This window comes from Dokdonella sp. (assembly GCF_017744955.1).
Lineage (GTDB): Bacteria > Pseudomonadota > Gammaproteobacteria > Xanthomonadales > Rhodanobacteraceae > Dokdonella_A.
In genome coordinates this window covers 455,590-475,098 of sequence record NZ_JAGIAG010000003.1, presented here as the reverse complement: position 1 = coordinate 475,098, position 19,509 = coordinate 455,590, and the positions used below count along the sequence as shown (strand labels likewise).

Sequence of the window (19,509 nt, the reverse complement as noted above, 5' to 3'; positions counted from 1 at the left end):
CGATTGACGGTACGGCCCGGTTCGCCATGTCGCGACGCTCCTCCGACAAGCCGGCCAAGCGCAGCGCCTACGAGCAGGCGGTCGGTCTGCTCGCGCGGCGCGAGCACTCCGCGCGTGAGCTGAAGACCAAGCTGCGCAGCACCGGCCGCACGGGCGACGAAGCGGAGCAGGCGATCGGGCGCTTGCAGGAGCAGCGCTATCAGGACGACGAACGCTTCGCCGCCAGCCTCGCACGGCGGCGCGCCGCGCAGGGCTACGGACCGCTGCGCATCCAGGCCGAGCTGAAATCGCATGGGCTCGGCGACGCCGCCATCCGCGCCGCGATCGCGGTAGCCGCGGTCGACTGGGCCGCCAGCGCAGCGGCCCAGCTGCGCCGGCATGCCGGTTCGGCGCGGTCTGCGGACGCGGCCGAGCGCGCCAAGCGCGCCGCCTTTCTCTTGCGCCGCGGCTTCGATGCGGCGACAGTACGCGCCGTCACTCGCGCCGAACCAGGCGATCCGGACCTCGGGTTGGATTGAACACTCCAATCGCGGACCGTATTTTCGGCCGATGCCTCGAACTTCGATGCCCGCGAACGCGGGCGTCCGGCGTGCCGTCGATCGGCCGCGGGGATCGGATTCCCGCGTTCATGGGCGTGACGCCTTCTCGACGTTCGGAGCATCGCACGCTCGGCGCGTCCGATTTTCCGATTCCCCATTCCCGATTCCCGTCCGCATGAAAACCTCCGAAATCCGCTCCGCCTTCCTGGAGTTCTTCCGCTCGAAAGGGCACACCATCGTGCCGTCGAGTTCGCTCGTTCCGTCGAACGATCCGACCTTGCTGTTCACCAATTCCGGCATGGTGCCGTTCAAGAACGTGTTCCTCGGCAGCGAAAAGCTGAAGTTCGTGCGTGCGGCGGACGTGCAGCGGTGTCTGCGCGCCGGCGGCAAGCACAACGACCTCGACTCGGTCGGCTACACCGCGCGCCATCACACGTTCTTCGAGATGCTCGGCAACTGGTCGTTCGGCGACTACTTCAAGCGCGAGGCGATCGAGTGGGCGTGGGAATTCCTGACCGGCGTCCTGAAGCTGCAGAAGGATCGCCTGTGGGTCACGGTCTATCACACCGACGACGAAGCCTACGGAATCTGGAAGGACGAGATCGGCGTCCCGCCCGAGCGCATCGTGCGCATCGGCGACAACAAGGGCGCGCCGTTCGCGTCGGACAATTTCTGGCAGATGGCCGATACCGGTCCGTGCGGGCCGTGCACGGAAATCTTCTACGACCACGGCGCGGACATCGCGGGCGGCCCGCCGGGGTCGCCGGACGAGGACGGCGATCGCTACATCGAGATCTGGAATCTCGTCTTCATGCAATTCGATCGCGCCGCCGACGGCACGCTGAGCAAGCTGCCGGCGCCGTGCGTCGACACCGGCATGGGACTGGAGCGCCTGGCGGCGGTGCTGCAGCACGTGCATTCGAACTACGAGATCGACCTGTTCCAGCACCTGATCCGCGAAGCCGCGCGACTGACCAAGACCGGCGATCTCGAGAACAAGTCGCTGCGCGTGATCGCCGACCACATCCGCGCCTGCGCGTTCCTGATCGTCGACGGCGTGCTGCCGTCCAACGAGGGGCGCGGCTACGTGCTGCGCCGGATCATCCGCCGCGCGCTGCGCCACGGCTACATGCTCGGCCAGCAGCAGCCGTTCTTCCACGCGATGGTGCCGGCGCTGGTCGAGGTCATGGGCGAGGCCTATCCGGAGCTGCCGGCCAAGCGCGAGCTGGTCGAGCGCACGCTGAAGGCGGAAGAGGAGCGCTTCGGCGAGACGCTGGAGCAGGGCATGAAGGTGTTCGAGGAGGTGGCCGCGAAATCCGGTGGCACGATTCCCGGCGAGGCGATGTTCCGTCTCTACGACACCTACGGCTTCCCGGTCGACCTGACCGCCGACATCGCGCGCGAGCGCGGACTCTCGGTCGACATGCCCGGCTTCGAGGCCGCGATGGAGCAGCAGCGCGAACGCGCGCGCTCGGCCAGCCAGTTCGACAGCAGGGTGAGCTTGCCGGCGGAGCTCGCCAGCACGTTGGCGCCGACGCAGTTCCTCGGCTACGAAGCGCTCGCGGCCGACGGCCTCGAGCTGCGCGCGATCGTGCGTGACGGTCGCGCGGTCGAAACCTTGAACGACGGCGAGAATGCGGTCCTGATCCTCGAGCGCACACCGTTCTACGCCGAATCCGGCGGCCAGGTCGGCGATACGGGCAGCTTGTCGTCGGGCGACGGCCGCTTCGCGGTGGCCGACACCATCAAGCTCGCCGGCAGCTTCCACGGCCACGTCGGACGTTGGAGCGGGAAACCGCTGCGCGTCGGCACGCCGCTGCGCGGCGAGGTCGACGGCGCGCGCCGCCAGGCGATCGTGCTCAATCATTCGGCGACGCATCTGCTGCATGCGGCGCTGCGCCAGGTGCTCGGCGAGCACGTCACGCAGAAGGGCTCGCTGGTCGCGCCGGATCGCCTGCGTTTCGACTTCTCGCATCCCGTTCCGCTGACGCACGAGGAATACGCGCGGGTCGAAGCCATCGTCAACGAGGAAATCCGCCGCAACGTCGCCGCCGACGTGCGTCACATGGCGTACGACGACGCCATCGCGTTCGGCGCGATGGCGCTGTTCGGCGAGAAGTACGGCGACGAGGTGCGCGTGCTGAAGATGGGCGACTTCTCGACCGAACTGTGCGGCGGAACCCACGTCGGCCGCACCGGCGACATCGGTCTGTTCAAGATCGTCGCGGAAACCGGCGTGGCGTCGGGCGTGCGCCGCATCGAGGCGGTGACCGGTGCCGTCGCGCTGCAGGTCGTCAACGACGACGTGATGCGGCTCGACGAGGTCGCGCACCTGTTGTCGGTCGACGCCTCCCAGGTCGTCGACAAGCTGCAGGCGCTGTTCGACAAGCAGAAGAAGCTCGAACGCGAGCTCGAATCGCTGAAGGCGAAGGCGGTCAGCTCCGCCACGCAGGACCTGGTCGGCTCCGCTCGCGACGTCGGCGGGATCCGCGTCGTCGCCGCGCGTGTCGACGGCCTCGACGCGAAAGCCTTGCGCGAAGGCGTCGACTCGTTGAAGCAGAAGCTCGTCGATTGCGTCGTGCTGCTCGCCGCGGGCGCCGACGGCAAAGCCGCCCTGGTCGGCGGCGTGCACGGCCAGGCGGCCGGCCGGATCAAGGCCGGCGACGTCGTCGCCCACGTCGCCTCGCTGATCGGCGGCAAGGGCGGCGGAAGGCCCGACATGGCGCAGGGCGGCGGCGTGGATTCGCCGGCGCTCGATGCTGCACTCGCCGCATTGCCGGACTGGATCGCGCAGCGCCTTTCGTGAATGTAAAGACGAGGTAAGGCGCGGGCGCGTTTCGTTGCGCCTGCGACAGGCGTTCGCTAGTATCGAGCGGTCGAGGTATCGCTGCATCGCCACTGCGTGGCGACAAGAACAGCGAGCCGGTTTGCGACAGGGGGAGCGGCAGCGAGGGAGGCTGCCTGGTCCCCGGAGTTTCCTTCGACGCGCTCGGGTGAGCGGTTGCATGCGCTGAAGGGCTCATCGGACCGACAATCGTGTAAGGAGAGCACCAACATGCTTATTTTGACTCGCCGCGTCGGCGAGACGCTGATGATCGGCGACGAGGTGACCGTCACCGTGCTCGGCGTCAAGGGAAATCAGGTTCGCATAGGGATCAATGCGCCGAAGGACGTGGCGGTGCACCGCGAGGAGATCTACCAGCGCATCAAGCGCGAGCTGGCGCCCGGAGAAGAGCCTTCGGGCGGTGCACAAAGCTGACGCTTTACCATCACGGATGGGGCCGCTATCCTTCGCGCCCCGTTCGCGGCGCGAGGAGCGCCGCGAAGCCAAGCAAGTCCGACGAAATCCGGAGAGATGCCCGAGAGGCCGAAGGGGCTCCCCTGCTAAGGGAGTATAGGGTCAAAAGCTCTATCGAGGGTTCGAATCCCTCTCTCTCCGCCAGTCGAAAAGCTTGACACGTCGAGTGATGATCGCGATGATGGCGGGCTTCCTCCCCAGGGCGAATCTCTTACGGGAACGACCGCGGCGGAAGACGTTTCGCAAGTGTGGAATGCAAGTTTTCAAGCGCCCGTAGCTCAGCTGGATAGAGCACCAGGCTACGAACTTGGTGGTCGGGAGTTCGAATCTCTCCGGGCGCGCCACTTGAACCGAAAGGGTGCTGCGGCACCCTTTTTGTTTTGCAAAGAGGATGAAGTCGCAGACCCGTTCCGAACTCGGCTCGCCGGGCGGATGACGGTGGTGCGAATTGACGCAATGGAGTTCGGTTCGTACTATCCCGCAGCTATTCCCGGCGTCGACGAGGTTGTAGGTACGGCAACGGGTATCGGGGTATAGCGCAGTCTGGTAGCGCGCCTGCTTTGGGAGCAGGATGTCGGGGGTTCGAATCCCTCTACCCCGACCAATCCGATGCGCGACGAAGCGGCTGACGATGCGCCCGTAGCTCAACCGGATAGAGCATCGGCCTTCTAAGCCGACGGTTGCAGGTTCGAGTCCTGTCGGGCGTGCCAGCCCCGCGACGATTTCGGCGCGAAGCTGGTCGAAGGCGCCCACCGGGCGTGAGGGAAAGGCAGGATGCCGAAGGGAGCGCGCTTCACGGACGAACTGGAAGCGCAAGTTTTACGTGGTGGGCGTAGCTCAGTTGGTTAGAGTACCGGATTGTGATTCCGGTTGTCGGGGGTTCGAATCCCCTCGTCCACCCCAAATTGTTTCGCTATACTTGGCGATTCCGGTCGGTGCGTCGAAGGCACGTCAGCCTTCTGCTCGCCGCCACTCCCGCAGGGGAGGCGGTTCGCGCATCGCGCTGCCGCAATGCTGGTTGTACACGTGGGCCGTTAGCTCAGTTGGTAGAGCAGGAGACTCTTAATCTCTTGGTCCTAGGTTCGAGTCCTAGACGGCCCACCATTACATTCCACCGCGCGGCGTCCAGTCCGCGCGCTCGCGGGTGAAGAGTGTCGATCCGGGCGAAAGTGGCGGAACTGGTAGACGCGCTGGATTTAGGTTCCAGTGGGGCAACCCGTGAGAGTTCGAGTCTCTCCTTTCGCACCACGTCTGGAACCATGGCTTCCTACTTCGTGGAGCACATTCATCTGGCTCGTCTTCGGAACTTCCAGCTCGAGCGCCGTGACCCAGAGTCCGCTGTGCGAAGAGTTCCCGCCTCGCCCATCCCTTAGAATCCCAAGCTCAAGCAGCGCACCCCCAGGGTCGCCTGCGATCCGTCATTGAGGTACACCCGATGCAAGTTTCGATCGAAAACGTTGGTTCCCTCGGCCGCAAGCTGACCGTTCGCCTACCGGCGGCGCGGCTGGAGGACACGATCCGCTCGCGTATCCAGGAAATGGGTCGTACCGCGCGTCTGAAGGGTTTTCGTCCGGGCAAGGTGCCGACCAAGGTCATCGAGCAGCGCTTCGGCGGGCAGATCCGCAACGAGGCCCTGTCCGAGATGATCGGTTCGAGCTTCCAGGAAGCGGTCAACCAGGAAAAGCTGCGTCCGGCGGTGCAGCCGTCGATCGCCACCAGTGGCCGCCCCGAAAACGGCGAGATCGAATACACGGCGACGTTCGAAGTGCTGCCCGAGATCGGCAAGCTCGACGTCAGCGCGATCGAAGTCGTCAAGCCGACGGCCAGCGTGACCGACGCCGACGTGGATCAGATGATCGAAACGCTGCGCATGCAGCGCCGCAGCTGGGCCCAGGTCGAGCGGCCGGCCCAGGAAGGCGACATGGTGCTGTTCGAATACTCCGCGCAGGGCGACGGTTTCCGCCATCCCGACGAAGGCACCGATCGCGTCGGCGTGGTGCTCGGCTCGAACGTCTATTCGGCGGAGCTGGAACAGCACCTGGGCGGCAAGACGGGAGGCTCCGAATTCGCGGCCACCGTGCAGTTCCCGGAGACGACCCGGGTTCCGGCGCTGGCGGGCAAGTCGGCCGAGGTGACCGGCAAGGTCGTGCGCGTGCAGGAACCGCAGCTGCCGGCGATCGACGAGGCATTCGCGGCCAGCTTCGGCGTCAAGGAAGGCGGTCTGGAGCGCTTCCGCGAGGACGTGCGCAGCAATCTCGATCGCGAGCTGAAGGGCGTGCTGATGGGCCGCCTGAAGGCCGGCGTGGTCGAGAAGCTGGTCGACTCGCACCCGGAACTCGAGCTGCCGCAGAGCATGATCGAGAACGAGGCACGCCTGCTGGCGCGCCAGGCGAACGCTCCGGGCGACGACGCTTTCGTCGCCTACCTCCCGGTGGCGCGTCGCCGCGTCGCGGCGGGCCTGCTGATCGCCGAGTTGGCGCGCCAGAACGAACTCCGCCTCGAACCCAAGCGCGTCAGCGAAGCGCTGGCGACGATCGCCTCGACCTACGAGGAGCCGGAGAAGGTCGTTGAACTCTACACGCGCGATCCCCAATTGATGAACGCGCTGCGCAATCGCGTGCTCGAAGACCAGGTGGTCGAGTGGATCGCCGAGCACGCCAAGCACAGCGAACAGGTGTTGAGTTTCAACGAAGTCATGCGTCCCGGCGGCTGATCGCCGGGCAGGTAAGGAGTACCCATGTCCAGCCAGAATTCGCCGATCCACAGCCTCAATCTCGTGCCGATGGTCGTGGAGCAGACCTCGCGCGGCGAGCGGGCCTACGACATCTATTCGCGCCTGCTGAAGGAGCGCCTGGTCTTCGTAGTCGGCCCGATCGACGACTACATGGCCAACGTGATCGTCGCCCAGTTGCTGTTCCTCGAGTCTGAGAACCCGGACAAGGACATCAACCTGTACATCAACAGTCCCGGCGGCGTAGTGACGGCAGGGCTGGCGATCTACGACACGATGCAGTACATCCGCTGCGACGTCAGCACGATGTGCATCGGCCAGGCGGCCAGCGCCGCCTCGCTGCTGCTGATGGCCGGCACCAAGGGCAAGCGCTACGCGCTGCCGAACTCGCGCGTGATGATCCACCAGCCGTCCGGCGGCGCGCAGGGCCAGGCCACCGACATCGAGATCCAGGCGCGCGAGATCCTCTACTTGCGCAACCGCCTGAACCAGATCTACGTCAAGCACACCGGCCAGCCGCTCGAGCAGATCGAGCGCGACATGGAGCGCGACCGCTTCATGAGCGGCGAGGAAGCCAAGACCTACGGTCTGATCGACGCGGTGCTGGAGAGTCGTCCGGGCGAATCGGCGGTCACTCCCTGATTCCGCGGCACCTCATCCGAAGCGAAAATTTTACTTTCCTGAAGCCACCGCGAACCGGGCTGGGCGCCCGGTTCCGCTGTGCTATTCTCGGCCGGGATAGCGTGGCACACCTCCGAGGCGGAGCATGACTGACGAGCGGCAAAGCCGATCGGGCGACAACGGCAAGATTCTCTACTGCTCGTTCTGCGGCAAGAGCCAGCACGAGGTGCGCAAGCTCATCGCGGGCCCGTCGGTGTTCATCTGCGACGAGTGCGTGGAGCTGTGCAACGACATCATCCGCGAGGAACTTGAGGAGAAGGCGGCCAGCGCGCGCAGCGATCTGCCCAAGCCGGCCGAGATCCTCGACGTGCTCGACCAGTACGTGATCGGCCAGGCACGCGCGAAGAAAGTCCTCGCGGTCGCGGTGTACAACCATTACAAGCGACTGGAAGCGCGCGGGCGCAACGAGGAAGTCGAGCTCGCCAAGTCGAACATCCTTCTGGTCGGTCCGACCGGCTCGGGCAAGACCCTGCTCGCCGACACGCTGGCGCGTCTGCTCAACGTGCCGTTCACGATCGCCGACGCGACGACGCTGACCGAGGCCGGTTACGTCGGCGAAGACGTCGAGAACATCATCCAGAAGCTGCTGCAGAAGTGCGACTACGACGTCGAGAAGGCGCAGACCGGCATCGTCTACATCGACGAGATCGACAAGATCTCGCGCAAGAGCGAGAACCCCTCGATCACGCGCGACGTGTCGGGTGAAGGCGTGCAGCAGGCGCTGCTCAAGCTGATCGAAGGCACGATCGCCTCGGTGCCGCCGCAGGGCGGGCGCAAGCATCCGCAGCAGGAATTCCTGCAGGTCGACACCAAGAACATCCTGTTCATCGTCGGCGGCGCGTTCGCCGGCCTCGAAAAGATCATCCTGCAGCGCTCGGAGTCGACCGGTATCGGCTTCAACGCCGAAGTGCGCAGCAAGGATCGCCGTGCCGACACCGGCAAGCTGCTCGCCGACGTGCAGCCGGAGGATCTGATCAAGTTCGGCCTGATTCCGGAGTTCGTCGGCCGCCTGCCGGTCGTCGCGACGCTCGAGGAACTGGACGAGACGGCGCTGGTCAAGATCCTGACCGAGCCGAAGAACGCGATCACCAAGCAGTTCAAGCGCCTGTTCGAAATGGAAGGCGTCGAACTCGAATTCCGTCCCGACGCGCTCAACGCCGTCGCGAGCAAGGCGATCAAGCGCAAGACCGGTGCGCGCGGCCTGCGCACGATCCTCGAGCAGGTGCTGCTCGACACGATGTTCGAGCTGCCTTCGCTCGAGCACGTCAGCAAGGTCGTCGTCGACGAGGCCGTCATCAACGGCCAGGCCGAGCCGTACCTGATCTATCGCGGCAATATGCAGACGCGCGCGGCGGCCTCGTCCGAGTAGCCGCCGCAAGGCCGTTCGCCGCCGGCGGGAGGCCGGGAAGCGGGCGGTTCACCTTGCAATTGCTCCCAGAAATCCTTACTTGACGATACGGCAGCGTGGGTACACGCTGCCGTTCGTATTTTCACGTTGCGCACGTCCCGTCTTTGAATCCCGTAGGCCGATGACCGACAAGCCGATCAAATCCAGTCCGATTGAATCCAATCAATCCTCGTCCGACCTCGTCGAGCTGCCGGTGCTTCCGCTGCGCGACGTGGTCGTGTTTCCGCACATGGTGATTCCGTTGTTCGTCGGTCGCGAGAAGTCCGTTCGCGCGCTCGACATCGCGATGGAGAACGGTCGCAAGATCCTGCTGGTCGCGCAGCGCAGCCCCGACGTCGACGAGCCGGCGGCCGGCGATCTGTATTCGATCGGCACGATCGCCAGCGTCCTGCAGCTGTTGAAGCTGCCGGACGGTACGATCAAGGTGCTGGTCGAGGGCGCGGACCGCGCCGAGATCGCCACCTTCGGCGAGCGCAACGGATTGATGGTCGCGCACGCGCGCGTGCTCGACGCGGCCTACACGCGCAGCGAGCGCGAGGTCGAGGTCATCGGCCGTCAGCTGATCGGTCAGTTCGAACAGCTGGTCAAGCTGTCGCGCAAGATTCCGCCGGAGCTGATGTCGACCCTGGCCGGGATCGAGGATCCCTCGCGCCTGGCGGACACGATCGCCTCGCACATCGCCGTGCGCGTGGCGGAGAAGCAGAAAGTGCTGGAAACCGTCGACGTCGCCGATCGCCAGGAGCTGCTGGTCGGCATGGTCGACGGCGAGATCGACGTACAGCAGATCGAGAAGCGCATCCGCGGCCGCGTCAAGACGCAGATGGAGAAGAGCCAGCGCGAGTACTACCTCAACGAGCAGATGAAGGCGATCCAGAAGGAGCTGGGCGACAGCGAGGATTCGCCGAACGAGCTGGAGGACCTGGCGCGCCGCATCGGCGAGGCCGGCATGCCCAAGCCGATCGAGGCGAAGGCGCGTGCCGAGCTGAACAAGCTCAAGCAGATGTCGCCGATGTCCGCCGAGGCGACCGTCGTGCGCAACTACATCGACGTCATGCTCGGCGTGCCGTGGAAGAAGAAGACCAAGGTGCGTCGCGATCTGAAGCGTGCCGAGGAAGTGCTCGACGCCGATCATTTCGGGCTCGACAAGGTCAAGGAGCGCATCCTCGAATACCTCGCCGTGCAGCAGCGCGTGAACAAGATGAAGGGTCCGATCCTGTGTCTGGTCGGACCGCCGGGCGTGGGCAAGACCTCGCTCGGCCAGTCGATCGCCAAGGCGACCAATCGCAAGTTCATCCGCATGTCGCTGGGCGGCGTGCGCGACGAGGCCGAGATCCGCGGTCACCGGCGCACGTATATCGGTTCGATGCCGGGACGCATCATCCAGAACCTGGCCAAGGCCGGCACCAAGAATCCGCTGTTCGTGCTCGACGAGATCGACAAGATGTCGATGGACTTCCGCGGCGATCCGTCGGCGGCGCTGCTCGAGGTGCTCGATCCGGAGCAGAACCACACCTTCAACGACCACTATCTCGAGGTCGACGTCGACCTGTCCGAGGTCATGTGGATCGCCACGGCGAACTCGCTGAACATTCCGCCGGCGCTGGCCGACCGCATGGAAGTGATCCGCATCCCCGGCTACACCGAGGACGAGAAGGTCAACATCGCCGAGCGCTATCTGGTTCCCAAGCAGCTGAAGGCGAACGGACTCAAGGCGTCGGAACTATCGATCGCCGAGGCGGCGATCCGCGACGTGATCCGCTACTACACGCGCGAATCGGGCGTACGCAGCCTCGACCGCGAGATCTCCAAGATCTGCCGCAAGGTCGTCAAGGAGCTCAGCCTGGCCGCGTCGAAGGCCGCCAAGAAAGGCAAGGGCGCCGAGGAACGCAAGCGCAAGGTCAGCGTCACGGCGAAGAACCTCGACGACTACCTCGGCGTGCGCAAGTTCACGTTCGGCCGCGCCGAGCAGCAGAACGAGATCGGCCTGGTCACCGGCCTCGCCTGGACCGAGGTCGGCGGCGACCTGCTCAGCATCGAGGCGACCGTGGTGCCCGGCAAGGGCAAGCTGATCCATACCGGCCAGCTCGGCGACGTGATGCAGGAGTCGATCCAGGCCGCGCTCAGCGTCGTGCGCGCGCGCGCCGATCGCCTCGGCATCGATCCGGACTTCCACCAGAAGCTCGACATCCACGTGCACGTGCCCGAAGGGGCGACGCCGAAGGACGGTCCGAGCGCCGGTATCGCGATGTGCACGGCGCTGGTGTCGGTGCTGACCAAGGTGCCGGTGCGTTCGGAGGTGGCGATGACCGGCGAGATCACGCTGCGCGGTCGCGTGCTGCCGATCGGTGGTCTGAAGGAGAAGCTGCTCGCGGCGCACCGCGGCGGCATCACCACCGTGATCATTCCGGAAGAGAACCGCAAGGATCTCGCCGACATCCCGAAGAACGTGACGCAGTCGCTGGAAATCCACCCGGTGCGCTGGATCGACGAAGTGCTCGATCTCGCCCTGGAACGCCCGCTGGCTCCCGCCGGTGCGCACGCCGAAGGCGAGACGCCGCGCGCGCGCGAGGAAGGCGCGGTGGAGACGCCCGCTCGTCCGCACTGACCGGAGTAACGGGCCGGAGAGGTCGCCGCCGAGCGCGGCGGCCTCGCGCGGATGCGAATCGACAGCCGTCCAGCACACTCGCATCGAACCGAAACCGGTCGTCGTCGCCCCGTCCGAGCAGTCGACGGACGCCGCGGATAATTCACTGTAAAACCCTGAAAACCGCATCAGAGCTCGTGTTGCGCGCCTCCGGGGCCACTGGTATAAAGGGCCGGCCGCGATCCGGGCGATGGAATATCCGGGCGATTGCGGGGTAACGGGGCGATGGATTTCAGAGGTGCGAGAACCTCCGCGAATGCATGCCCCGACTCGATCAAATTCACTGCGGAGCGATCGCTCCGCGACGGGAGTCATACATGAATAAAGGCGAATTCGTTTCGGCCATTGCCGATGCGTCCGATCTGACCAAGGCCGATGCCGAGCGTGCGGTCGAAGCCATGTTCAAAGTGGTCAAGAAGACCCTGAAAGCAGGCGAGTCGATCTCGCTGGTCGGCTTCGGCACCTTCGTCGTGCGCAAGCGCGCCGCGCGCACCGGCCGCAATCCGCGTACCGGCGACACGATCAAGATCAAGGCGTCCAAGGTTCCGGCGTTCAAGGCCGGCAAGGCGCTCAAGGACGCGCTCGGCTGATACGGTTCGCGCCCCGCTTCGTCGGATCCGGCGCGAGGTCAACCGGGTCCGCAGACAACGATCCGGGTGCTTAGCTCAGCGGTAGAGCGTCGCCCTTACAAGGCGAGGGTCGGGGGTTCGAAACCCTCAGCACCCACCATTCGTACCGGACGCCTTCCTTCGAATGCGTCCGCCCAGCCGGAACGGCGCGGTTCGCGCTTTTCCCGGCCAAGCGTCGAAGCCAAGGGCGCCCACGTGGCGCCCTTGGTCTTGATGGGCGCCGCACGGCCTGTGTTCACCGCCCGCGACCGCGTAGAATTCGCGCCCCCGGACGTCACCCCGGCGCAGCGCGCCGATATCCAGAACAGGTTCACCTACCCATGCTGCAACTGCTCCGCGGAAAGAAATCCAGTCTGTTCGTGAAGATCATCCTCGTGGTGGTCGTCATCGGCTTCTCGTTCTTCGGCATCGAGTCGTACTTCGTCGCCAACATCGACACCAGTGTCGCGCGCGTCGGCGGCAGCGAGATCAGCCAGGAGCAGTTCCGCGAGCGCTTCAGCCAGTATCGCCAGCGCATGGTGCAGATGATGGGCGGCGCCGGCGACACCTCGTTCCTCGACCGCCCGGAGGTCAAGCGCCAACTGCTGAACCAGATGGTCGACGAGCGCGTGCTGTTGGAGGCGAACGACAAGCTCGGCGTCGCGATCGCGCCGGATCGCATCCGCAACGAGATCCTCGGCATCCCGGCGTTCCAGAGCGAAGGCAAGTTCGATCCGGACCAGTACAAGATGCTGCTCGCCTCGCAGGGCATGTCGCCGAGCGGTTTCGAGCAGCGCGTGCACGACGACCTCGCCATGCGCGAGCTGCCGCTGCAGATTTCCTCGACCGCGCTGGTGACCGACGCCGAGATCGACGCCTACCTGCGCCTGAAGGACCAGCGCCGCGATTTCCACTACATCAAGCTCGACAAGCCGGCCGCGGCGGACGCCGAAATCGCCGACGCCGACGTCGAGGCCTACTACAAGGCGCACACGGCGGACTTCATGACGCCCGAGCGCGTCGCCCTGGAATACATCGATCTCGACGGCTCCAAGCTCGAGGTCGATCAGACGCCGGACGACAGCGTGCTGAAGGAGCGCTACGAGAAGGACAAGGCGCGCTACGTCACCGCGGAGCAGCGTCTGGCCTCGCACATCCTGGTCAAGGTCGGCGGCAAGGGCGGCCCGGACGACCAGAAGCAGGCGCTGGCGAAGGCCGAAGGCATCGAGCAGCAGATCAAGGGCGGCAAGGCGTTCGCCGACGTCGCCAAGCAGGACTCCGACGACCTCGGCTCGAAGAACCTCGGCGGCGATCTCGGCTGGCTCGACAAGGGCGCGACCGACGAGGCGTTCGAGTCCGCGCTGTTCGCCTTGCAGAAGGGCGAAGTGTCCAAGCCGGTCCTGACCAGCGAGGGCTACCACGTCATCGAGCTGCGCGACGTGCGCCCCGGCAAGGTCCGCACGTTCGAGGAGGTCAAGCCGGATCTCGCCAAGCAATATGCGGATTCGGAGAAGGAGCGCGTCTACTCCGAGAAGGCCGGCCACCTGACCGACCTGACCTACCAGAATCCGGCCTCGCTGGAGCCGGCCGCGAAGGATCTCGGCCTGACGGTGCAGAAGACCGCGCCGTTCGGACGCCAGGGCGGCGAGGGCATCGCCGCGAATCCGGCGGTGGCCAAGGCGGCGTTCTCGGACGGCGTGCTGGTGCAGAACAACAACTCCGATCCGATCGAGATCGGCCCGAACCACGTCGTCGTCGTGCGCATCGCCGAGCACAAGCCGTCGACGCCGATGCCGCTGGACGAAGTGAAGGGCGCCGTGCGTGGCCGCATTCTCGTCGAGCGCATCGCGAAACAGGCCAAGGAGCATGCCGAGGCGCTGTTCGCCGATTTCGGCAAGGGCCAGAGTCTTGCCCAGATCGCCGAGGCGCAGAAGCTCAAGACCGAGGAGCAGAAGGGTGTCGGTCGCGACGCCGCGGTTCCCGACAGCGCGCTGGTCAAGGCGGTGTTCGCGATGCCGCGTCCGGCCGACGGCAAGCCGAGCCGCAAGCTGGTCGAACTCGGTGGCGACACGTATGCGCTGGTGCAGCTCGATGCCGTCGTCGACGGCGATCCGTCCAAGCTCGACGCGAAGACGCGCGAGGCGACGCGCACCACGCTGACCGAGGGACTCGGCTACGCGAGCATGCGCGAGTTCGTCTCGGCCCTGCGCAAGAACACCAAGGTCACGCTGTCGGAGAGCCGGCTCGACGAGTAAGCGGCCGGGAGTTCGAGATTCGTACAAAAGCAAAGGCCGATCGAAAGATCGGCCTTCTTTTTTTCATGGGTTCACGGCCGCGTCGTCGACGTCTCTCTCGCGGCCGTCCGTGGCCGCGCTTGTCCATCCGGAACTCAGATGCCGGTCATGCCCAAGGTGTTGTAGCCGGCGTCGACGAAGGTCACTTCGCCGGTGATGCCCGAGGCGAGATCCGAGCACAGGAACGCGGCCGCGTTGCCGACTTCGTCGATCGTGATGCTGCGCCGCAGGGGCGCGTTCTGCTCGACGTGATCGAGCATCTTGCGGAAATTGGCGATGCCGGAGGCGGCCAGCGTCTTGATCGGGCCGGCCGAGATCGCGTTGACGCGCGTACCTTCCGGGCCGAGGTTGTAGGCGAGATAGCGCACGTTCGCCTCGAGACTGGCCTTGGCCAGGCCCATCACGTTGTAGTTCGCCAGCGCCCGATCGGCGCCGAGATAGGTCAGCGTCAGGATTGCGCCGCCGCGGTCCTTCATCAGCGGTCGCGCGGCCTTCGCCATCGCGGCGAGGCTGTAGCTGGAGATGTCGTGTGCGACGGCGAAGTTCTCGCGCGTCAGGCCGTCGAGGAATTCGCCCTGCAGCGCCTCGCGCGGCGCGAAGCCGATCGAGTGCACGAGGATGTCGAAGCCGTCCCAGTGCTTGCCGAGGCTCTCGAACAAGGCGGCGATGTCGGCGTCGCGGGTGACGTCGCAAGGCAGCACGATGTTCGAGCCGAACGCGGCGGCGGCCTCGTCGACGCGATCCTTGAGCTTCTCGTCGACGTAGGTGAAGGCGAGCTGCGCGCCTTCGCGGTGCATCGCGTTGGCGATGCCCCAGGCGATCGAACGCTGACTCAGAATGCCGGTGATCAAGGCGCGCTTGCCGTGCAGGAAACCCATCTGTCCTCCGAAACTGCGTAGGCGGGAAAACGGCGCAGTGTAACCGAGTCAGTCGGTGGTCGGTCCCAGGCGCAGCCGGTCGCCGAGGTGCAAGGTTCCCTGCGCGCGCGGATTCCAGCGGCGCAGATCCTTCAGCGCGACGTCGTAGCGGCGCGCGATGCCGGACAAGGTGTCGCCCGAAGCGACCACGTGCGTGCGCGGGCGGCGCGCGGGCTCCTTGCGCGAGTCGGCCAGCGGCTCCGGCTCGCGGCCGGGCAGAAGCAGGCGCGTGCTGCGTCCCACCGTCGCGTTCTCGTCGATCGCATTGGCCAGGGCGAGCACGGCCACCGGCACGCCGACCTGGGCCGCCCAGCTGCCGATGCCGCCGCTGCGCGCGGCGGGTTGTTCGAGCCAGTCGCCCCAGTAGGCCAGCGGCACTTCGGCCGATGCCGTCTGGAAGCGGTCGACGCGCGCCGCCGGCAGCAGCAGCCGGTGCTTCACGTCGGCGCTCATGCGATTGCGTCGATAGCCCGCGTTCCAGCGCCGCAGATCGCCGGCGTCGACGCCGGCCAGGCGCGCGGCGAGACGCAGGTCCATGGCGGCCTGCAGGTCGACGCTCTGCAGGCGGTCGCTCGCGTCGGGCTCGGGCAGCTCGATGCCGAAGCGCTGCGGTTCCTCGACGATGCAGGAGAGCGCGAGCAGGCGATCGAGGTGGTCGTGGGTGACCGGGTTGAATGCGATCTTGCCGAGTTCGTCGGCCGACAACGTGCGCGGGTCGCGCTCGCCGAGCAGTTTCTTGACGCGGAACTCGCCGCTGTTGAACGCCATGTTGGCCAGGCGCCAGTCGTCGAATTCGCGTTCGTAGCGTTCCAGGAGGTCGAGTGCGGCGCGTGTGGAGGCGAGCGCGTCGAGGCGACCGTCGTATTCCTTGCCGACGACCAGGCCGGCGCCGCGCGCCGTGTCCGGCGTCAGCTGCCACATGCCGGCCGGCCGGTCGCCGTTGCTGGCGATCGGCTGGTAGGAGCTTTCCACGTAGGGGAGCATGGCGAATTCGCCGGGCAGGTCGCGCCGTTCGATCTCGTCGACGACCAGCAGCAGGAACGGCATCGCCTGTTCCCAGCTCGCCTTGAAGGCGCGCGCGCCGCGCGCGTAGCTGCGCGCCCAGCGCTGCACGCCGGGGCGGTAGTCGCAGCCGTGCATCGCAAATCGCGTGCGCAGCCGGGCCCAGGGAGACTGTGTGGCATCCGGCGTCGACACTGCTCTCGGTCGGGCCGGAAGATCGCCGACGCGCGGAACCGGCGCCGGGGTCGGCGGCGGCAGCGGAGCGGGCATCGGCGGCTTCAGTGTCGGCGCACTGCACGCCGCCAGCACGGCGACGCCCGCGCCGAGCACGCCGCAACGCCAGCGCCCGAACGACCGGCGCATCACGCGAGCGGCGCCCGGAACACGTCTTTGCGCCGGCGCAGGTCGGCGAAGCGAGCGACGCGATCGGCGCCGTCGAGCGCCGCGACCAGGGCGGCGGAGTCGACGCGCAGAAACGGATTGCAGGCGCGCTCGTCGGCCAGCGTGGCCGGCAGCGTCGGCTCGCCTCGATCGCGCAGCGTCGCCGCTGCCGCGTCGCGCGCCTGCAAGGCCGCGTTGCGCGGATCGAGCGTGCGCGCGAACGCGCAGTTGGCCACCGTGTACTCGTGGCCGCAGCAAACGCGCGTGTCGCCCGGCAGCGCGGCGAGGCGGTCGAGCGAGGACAGCATCTGTTCCGGTGTGCCTTCGAACATGCGTCCGCAGCCGACGCTGAAGAGAGTGTCGCCGCAGAACAGCAGGCCGTGGCCGTAGTAGGCGACGTGGCTGCGCGTGTGGCCGGGAATCGCGATGACCTCGAACGTCAGCGCCGGCTCGTCCAGTCGCACGCGATCGCCGTCGCCGACCCGCAGGTTCGCCGCGGCGATGCGTTCGTCGGCCGGCGCGTAGATCGCCGCGCCGCTCTCGTCGGCGAGCTCGAACGCGCCACCGATGTGGTCGGGATGATGATGCGTCAGCAGGATCGCGCGCAGGCGCAATGAGTCGCGCGCCAGCGCCGCGCGCACCGGCGCCGCGTCGCCGGGGTCGACGACGACGGCCGCGCCCGCCGCGTCGGCGAGCAGCCAGATGTAGTTGTCGGCGAGCGCGGGCAGGGCAGTCAGACGCATGGGCGGCGCGAATATAGCCAGCGGGATACCCGCCGGGGTTAAGTGGGCATTAGGACGGCCACCGGGTTCACGTTCGGTACCGGCCGCAGCGGCGCGCCTGAACGGGTTACACTTCCGCCCATTCGCTCGTCGTCTGAATCCGTGATCACCGGCCCCGACAGTCTGTTCGCCTTTCCCGATTTCGTCGCGCTGCAGCGCAGCGAGATCGAGCGCGTGAGCGAGCACGCCGCGCGCCAGCCGAACGGCCGCGCTCTGCTGCTGCAGGCGTGCGCGCCGACGCGCGAACTCACCGTCGACACGCGCCATCTGAGCGCCGTGCGCCTGCACGTGGAACGCGACCGGCTCGCCGGCGACGTGGTCTGCGCGCCCGGCGCGCTGCCGTGGGAAGACGAAGCGTTCCGCTTGATCGTGGTGCAGCACGTCAGCGACGCGCTGCCGGCGGAGGGCTTCGTCGACGAACTCGCGCGCCTGCTCGCGCCCGGCGGCGTACTGCTGTGGTTCGGGCTGAATCCGTGGAGTCCGTGGCTGGCCTGGCTGCACTGGCAGGCGCGACGCGGCCTGCCGCTGCCGCATCCGACGCATGCGGAACTCGCGCGGCGGCGCCTGCTGCGCCGGCAGCTCGCGCCGGTCAGCGTCGACTACCTCGGCGCCTGCTGGCCGACGCGCGGCGCGGCGTCGGTGCTGCACGGCCTGCGTCTGCTGACGCCGCTGCGCGGCGCGTACCTGTTGACCGCGTCGAAGCAGCGCGCGGTGCTGACACCGCTGCGTCCGCGTCTGGTGCGCCAGCGCGTCGCGCTCGGCCCGCGCCTGGCCTCGCCGAGCCATCGCGCCTGCGCATGACCAAGCCCGCATCGGACGCCGAGTGCGTCGAACTGTTCACCGACGGCGCCTGCCTCGGCAATCCCGGTCCCGGCGGCTGGGGCGCGCTGCTGCGCTTCGGTTCGAAGGAGAAGGAACTCTCCGGCGGCGAGCCACTGACCACCAACAACCGCATGGAGCTGATGGCGGCCATCGCAGGGCTGGAAGCGCTGAAGCGGCCCTGCGTGGTCGCGCTGACCACCGATTCGCAGTACGTCAAACGCGGCGTCGAGGAATGGATGGCGCGCTGGCGCGCGAACGGCTGGCGCACCAGCGACCGCCAGCCGGTGAAGAACCAGGACCTGTGGGAGCGCCTGTCCGCCGCGCTGGCGGCGCATCGGGTGACCTGGCACTGGGTCAAGGGCCACGCCGGCCACGCCGAGAACGAGCGCGTCGACACGCTCGCGCGCGATGCGGCGCTGGCGTTCAAGGGGCTGCGGAGCACGGCATGAGACAGATCATCCTCGACACCGAAACGACCGGCCTGGAAGTGCACCGCGGCCATCGCCTGATCGAAATCGGCTGCATCGAGCTGGTGCAGCGGCGGCCGACCGGACGCACGTTCCACACCTACCTGAACCCGGATCGCGCGATCGACGAAGGCGCGCGGGCGGTCACCGGCATCGAGGACGACTTCCTGCTCGACAAGCCGCGTTTCGCCGACGTCGCCGCCGAGTTCCTCGAATTCATCGACGGCGCCGAGATCATCGCGCACAACGCGTCCTTCGACGTCGGCTTCATCAACGCCGAACTCGCCCGCGTCGGCGCCGGCGTGCTGGCCGACCGCGTGCAGATACTCGACACGCTCGTCCTCGCGCGCGAGAAATTTCCCGGACAGCGCAACAGCCTCGACGCGCTGTGCAAGCGGCTCGGCGTCGACAACAGCCATCGCGAGCTGCACGGCGCGCTGCTCGACGCGAACCTGCTCGCCGACGTCTATCTGGCGCTGACCGCGGGCCAGGGGCAACTCGGTTTCGCCAGCGAGACCGCCGCGGCGGAGACGCAGGTGACGGTGACGGCACTGCAGATCCGCGTGCGGCCGCGCGTGATGCGCGCCGGTGCCGGCGAACTCGAAGCGCACGAAGCACGGCTGGTCGTGCTCGACAAGAAGGCCGGCGGGCAATGCCTGTGGCGGCAGTTGTTCGAGTAGCGACGCCCCTTCTCCCTATGTGGGAGAAGGTGGCCCGGAGGGCCGGATGAGGGAGGCTCGGAGTGAAATGCTTCACTCCGAAAGCCCTCACCCGCGCCTGCGACGCGACCTCTCCCGCAAGCGGGAGAGGTGAACACCCAAATGCTTTCCCTTCTCCCTGCGTGGAGAAGATGGCCAGGAGGGCCGGATGAGGGAAGTTCGGAGTGAAACGCTTCACTGCGAAAGCCCTCACCCGCGCCTGCGGCGCGACCTCTC

The 19,509-nt window shown here is 66.9% G+C and carries 15 protein-coding genes and 8 tRNA genes; 20 read left to right on the top strand and 3 right to left on the bottom strand.

What is annotated here, in order from left to right:
* The first annotated feature begins 26 nt into the window (after window positions 1-26).
* The 17 genes from J7520_RS10265 (at window position 27) to J7520_RS10185 (ending at window position 14,164) form a co-directional block, all read left to right on the top strand.
* The gene (locus J7520_RS10265) at window positions 27-518 is read left to right on the top strand and encodes a regulatory protein RecX (protein WP_291187613.1); all 492 of its coding nucleotides are present in this window, start codon (window positions 27-29) and stop codon (window positions 516-518) included.
* 196 nt (window positions 519-714) lie between these two features.
* The gene (gene alaS, locus J7520_RS10260; RefSeq protein WP_291187610.1) at window positions 715-3,345 is read left to right on the top strand and encodes an alanine--tRNA ligase; all 2,631 of its coding nucleotides are present in this window, start codon (window positions 715-717) and stop codon (window positions 3,343-3,345) included.
* 249 nt (window positions 3,346-3,594) lie between these two features.
* Window positions 3,595-3,798 (top strand): carbon storage regulator CsrA, encoded by a 204-nt coding sequence (csrA, locus tag J7520_RS10255; RefSeq protein ID WP_291187607.1) that lies wholly within the window; start codon window positions 3,595-3,597, stop codon window positions 3,796-3,798.
* A gap of 90 nt (window positions 3,799-3,888) precedes the next feature.
* A tRNA-Ser gene (locus J7520_RS10250) sits at window positions 3,889-3,981 on the top strand.
* 123 nt (window positions 3,982-4,104) lie between these two features.
* Window positions 4,105-4,181: transfer RNA gene (locus J7520_RS10245), tRNA-Arg, on the top strand.
* 183 nt (window positions 4,182-4,364) lie between these two features.
* Window positions 4,365-4,441 (top strand) — tRNA-Pro (locus J7520_RS10240).
* Window positions 4,442-4,470: 29 nt separating this feature from the next.
* A tRNA-Arg gene (locus J7520_RS10235) sits at window positions 4,471-4,547 on the top strand.
* A 116-nt stretch (window positions 4,548-4,663) separates the two neighbouring features.
* A tRNA-His gene (locus J7520_RS10230) sits at window positions 4,664-4,740 on the top strand.
* 125 nt (window positions 4,741-4,865) lie between these two features.
* A tRNA-Lys gene (locus J7520_RS10225) sits at window positions 4,866-4,941 on the top strand.
* 59 nt (window positions 4,942-5,000) lie between these two features.
* Window positions 5,001-5,085, top strand: a tRNA-Leu gene (locus tag J7520_RS10220).
* 187 nt (window positions 5,086-5,272) lie between these two features.
* Window positions 5,273-6,550 (top strand): trigger factor, encoded by a 1,278-nt coding sequence (gene tig, locus J7520_RS10215; protein WP_291187604.1) that lies wholly within the window; start codon window positions 5,273-5,275, stop codon window positions 6,548-6,550.
* Window positions 6,551-6,574: 24 nt separating this feature from the next.
* Entirely contained in the window at window positions 6,575-7,210 is a 636-nt protein-coding gene (gene clpP, locus J7520_RS10210) for an ATP-dependent Clp endopeptidase proteolytic subunit ClpP (RefSeq protein WP_291187601.1), read from the top strand.
* A 124-nt stretch (window positions 7,211-7,334) separates the two neighbouring features.
* On the top strand, window positions 7,335-8,618 hold the full coding sequence (gene clpX, locus J7520_RS10205; RefSeq protein WP_291187598.1) for an ATP-dependent Clp protease ATP-binding subunit ClpX: 1,284 nt from the start codon (window positions 7,335-7,337) through the stop codon (window positions 8,616-8,618).
* Window positions 8,619-8,778: 160 nt separating this feature from the next.
* Entirely contained in the window at window positions 8,779-11,262 is a 2,484-nt protein-coding gene (gene lon, locus J7520_RS10200; protein ID WP_291187596.1) for an endopeptidase La, read from the top strand.
* A gap of 356 nt (window positions 11,263-11,618) precedes the next feature.
* Entirely contained in the window at window positions 11,619-11,891 is a 273-nt protein-coding gene (locus J7520_RS10195; protein WP_291187593.1) for an HU family DNA-binding protein, read from the top strand.
* Between the two features lie 64 nt (window positions 11,892-11,955).
* A tRNA-Val gene (locus tag J7520_RS10190) sits at window positions 11,956-12,030 on the top strand.
* Between the two features lie 220 nt (window positions 12,031-12,250).
* On the top strand, window positions 12,251-14,164 hold the full coding sequence (locus J7520_RS10185; protein ID WP_291187589.1) for a SurA N-terminal domain-containing protein: 1,914 nt from the start codon (window positions 12,251-12,253) through the stop codon (window positions 14,162-14,164).
* A gap of 134 nt (window positions 14,165-14,298) precedes the next feature.
* On the opposite strand, the gene J7520_RS10180 is transcribed toward J7520_RS10185, so the two are convergent.
* The 3 genes from J7520_RS10180 to gloB all read right to left on the bottom strand — a co-directional run bounded on the left by J7520_RS10180 (window position 14,299) and on the right by gloB (window position 17,246).
* Window positions 14,299-15,081: an enoyl-ACP reductase gene (locus J7520_RS10180; protein WP_291187586.1), complete on the bottom strand. Its 783-nt coding sequence runs from the start codon at window positions 15,079-15,081 to the stop codon at window positions 14,299-14,301.
* A gap of 48 nt (window positions 15,082-15,129) precedes the next feature.
* On the bottom strand, window positions 15,130-16,260 hold the full coding sequence (locus J7520_RS10175; RefSeq protein ID WP_291187583.1) for a transglycosylase SLT domain-containing protein: 1,131 nt from the start codon (window positions 16,258-16,260) through the stop codon (window positions 15,130-15,132).
* A gap of 224 nt (window positions 16,261-16,484) precedes the next feature.
* Complete coding sequence (gene gloB / locus J7520_RS10170) at window positions 16,485-17,246, bottom strand: hydroxyacylglutathione hydrolase (protein WP_291187580.1); 762 nt, start codon at window positions 17,244-17,246, stop codon at window positions 16,485-16,487.
* 141 nt (window positions 17,247-17,387) lie between these two features.
* On the opposite strand from gloB, the gene J7520_RS10165 reads away from it, so the two are divergent.
* Genes J7520_RS10165 through dnaQ form a run of 3 tightly spaced genes read left to right on the top strand, consistent with a single transcriptional unit; the run spans window position 17,388 to window position 19,254 of the window.
* Complete coding sequence (locus J7520_RS10165; RefSeq protein WP_291187577.1) at window positions 17,388-18,086, top strand: methyltransferase domain-containing protein; 699 nt, start codon at window positions 17,388-17,390, stop codon at window positions 18,084-18,086.
* A complete protein-coding gene (rnhA, locus tag J7520_RS10160) occupies window positions 18,083-18,556 on the top strand; it encodes a ribonuclease HI (protein ID WP_291187575.1) in 474 nt (157 codons plus the stop codon). Before J7520_RS10165 ends, rnhA begins: the two co-directional genes overlap by 4 nt.
* Window positions 18,553-19,254: a DNA polymerase III subunit epsilon gene (dnaQ, locus tag J7520_RS10155; protein WP_291187573.1), complete on the top strand. Its 702-nt coding sequence runs from the start codon at window positions 18,553-18,555 to the stop codon at window positions 19,252-19,254. Before rnhA ends, dnaQ begins: the two co-directional genes overlap by 4 nt.
* Window positions 19,255-19,509: the final 255 nt, after the last annotated feature.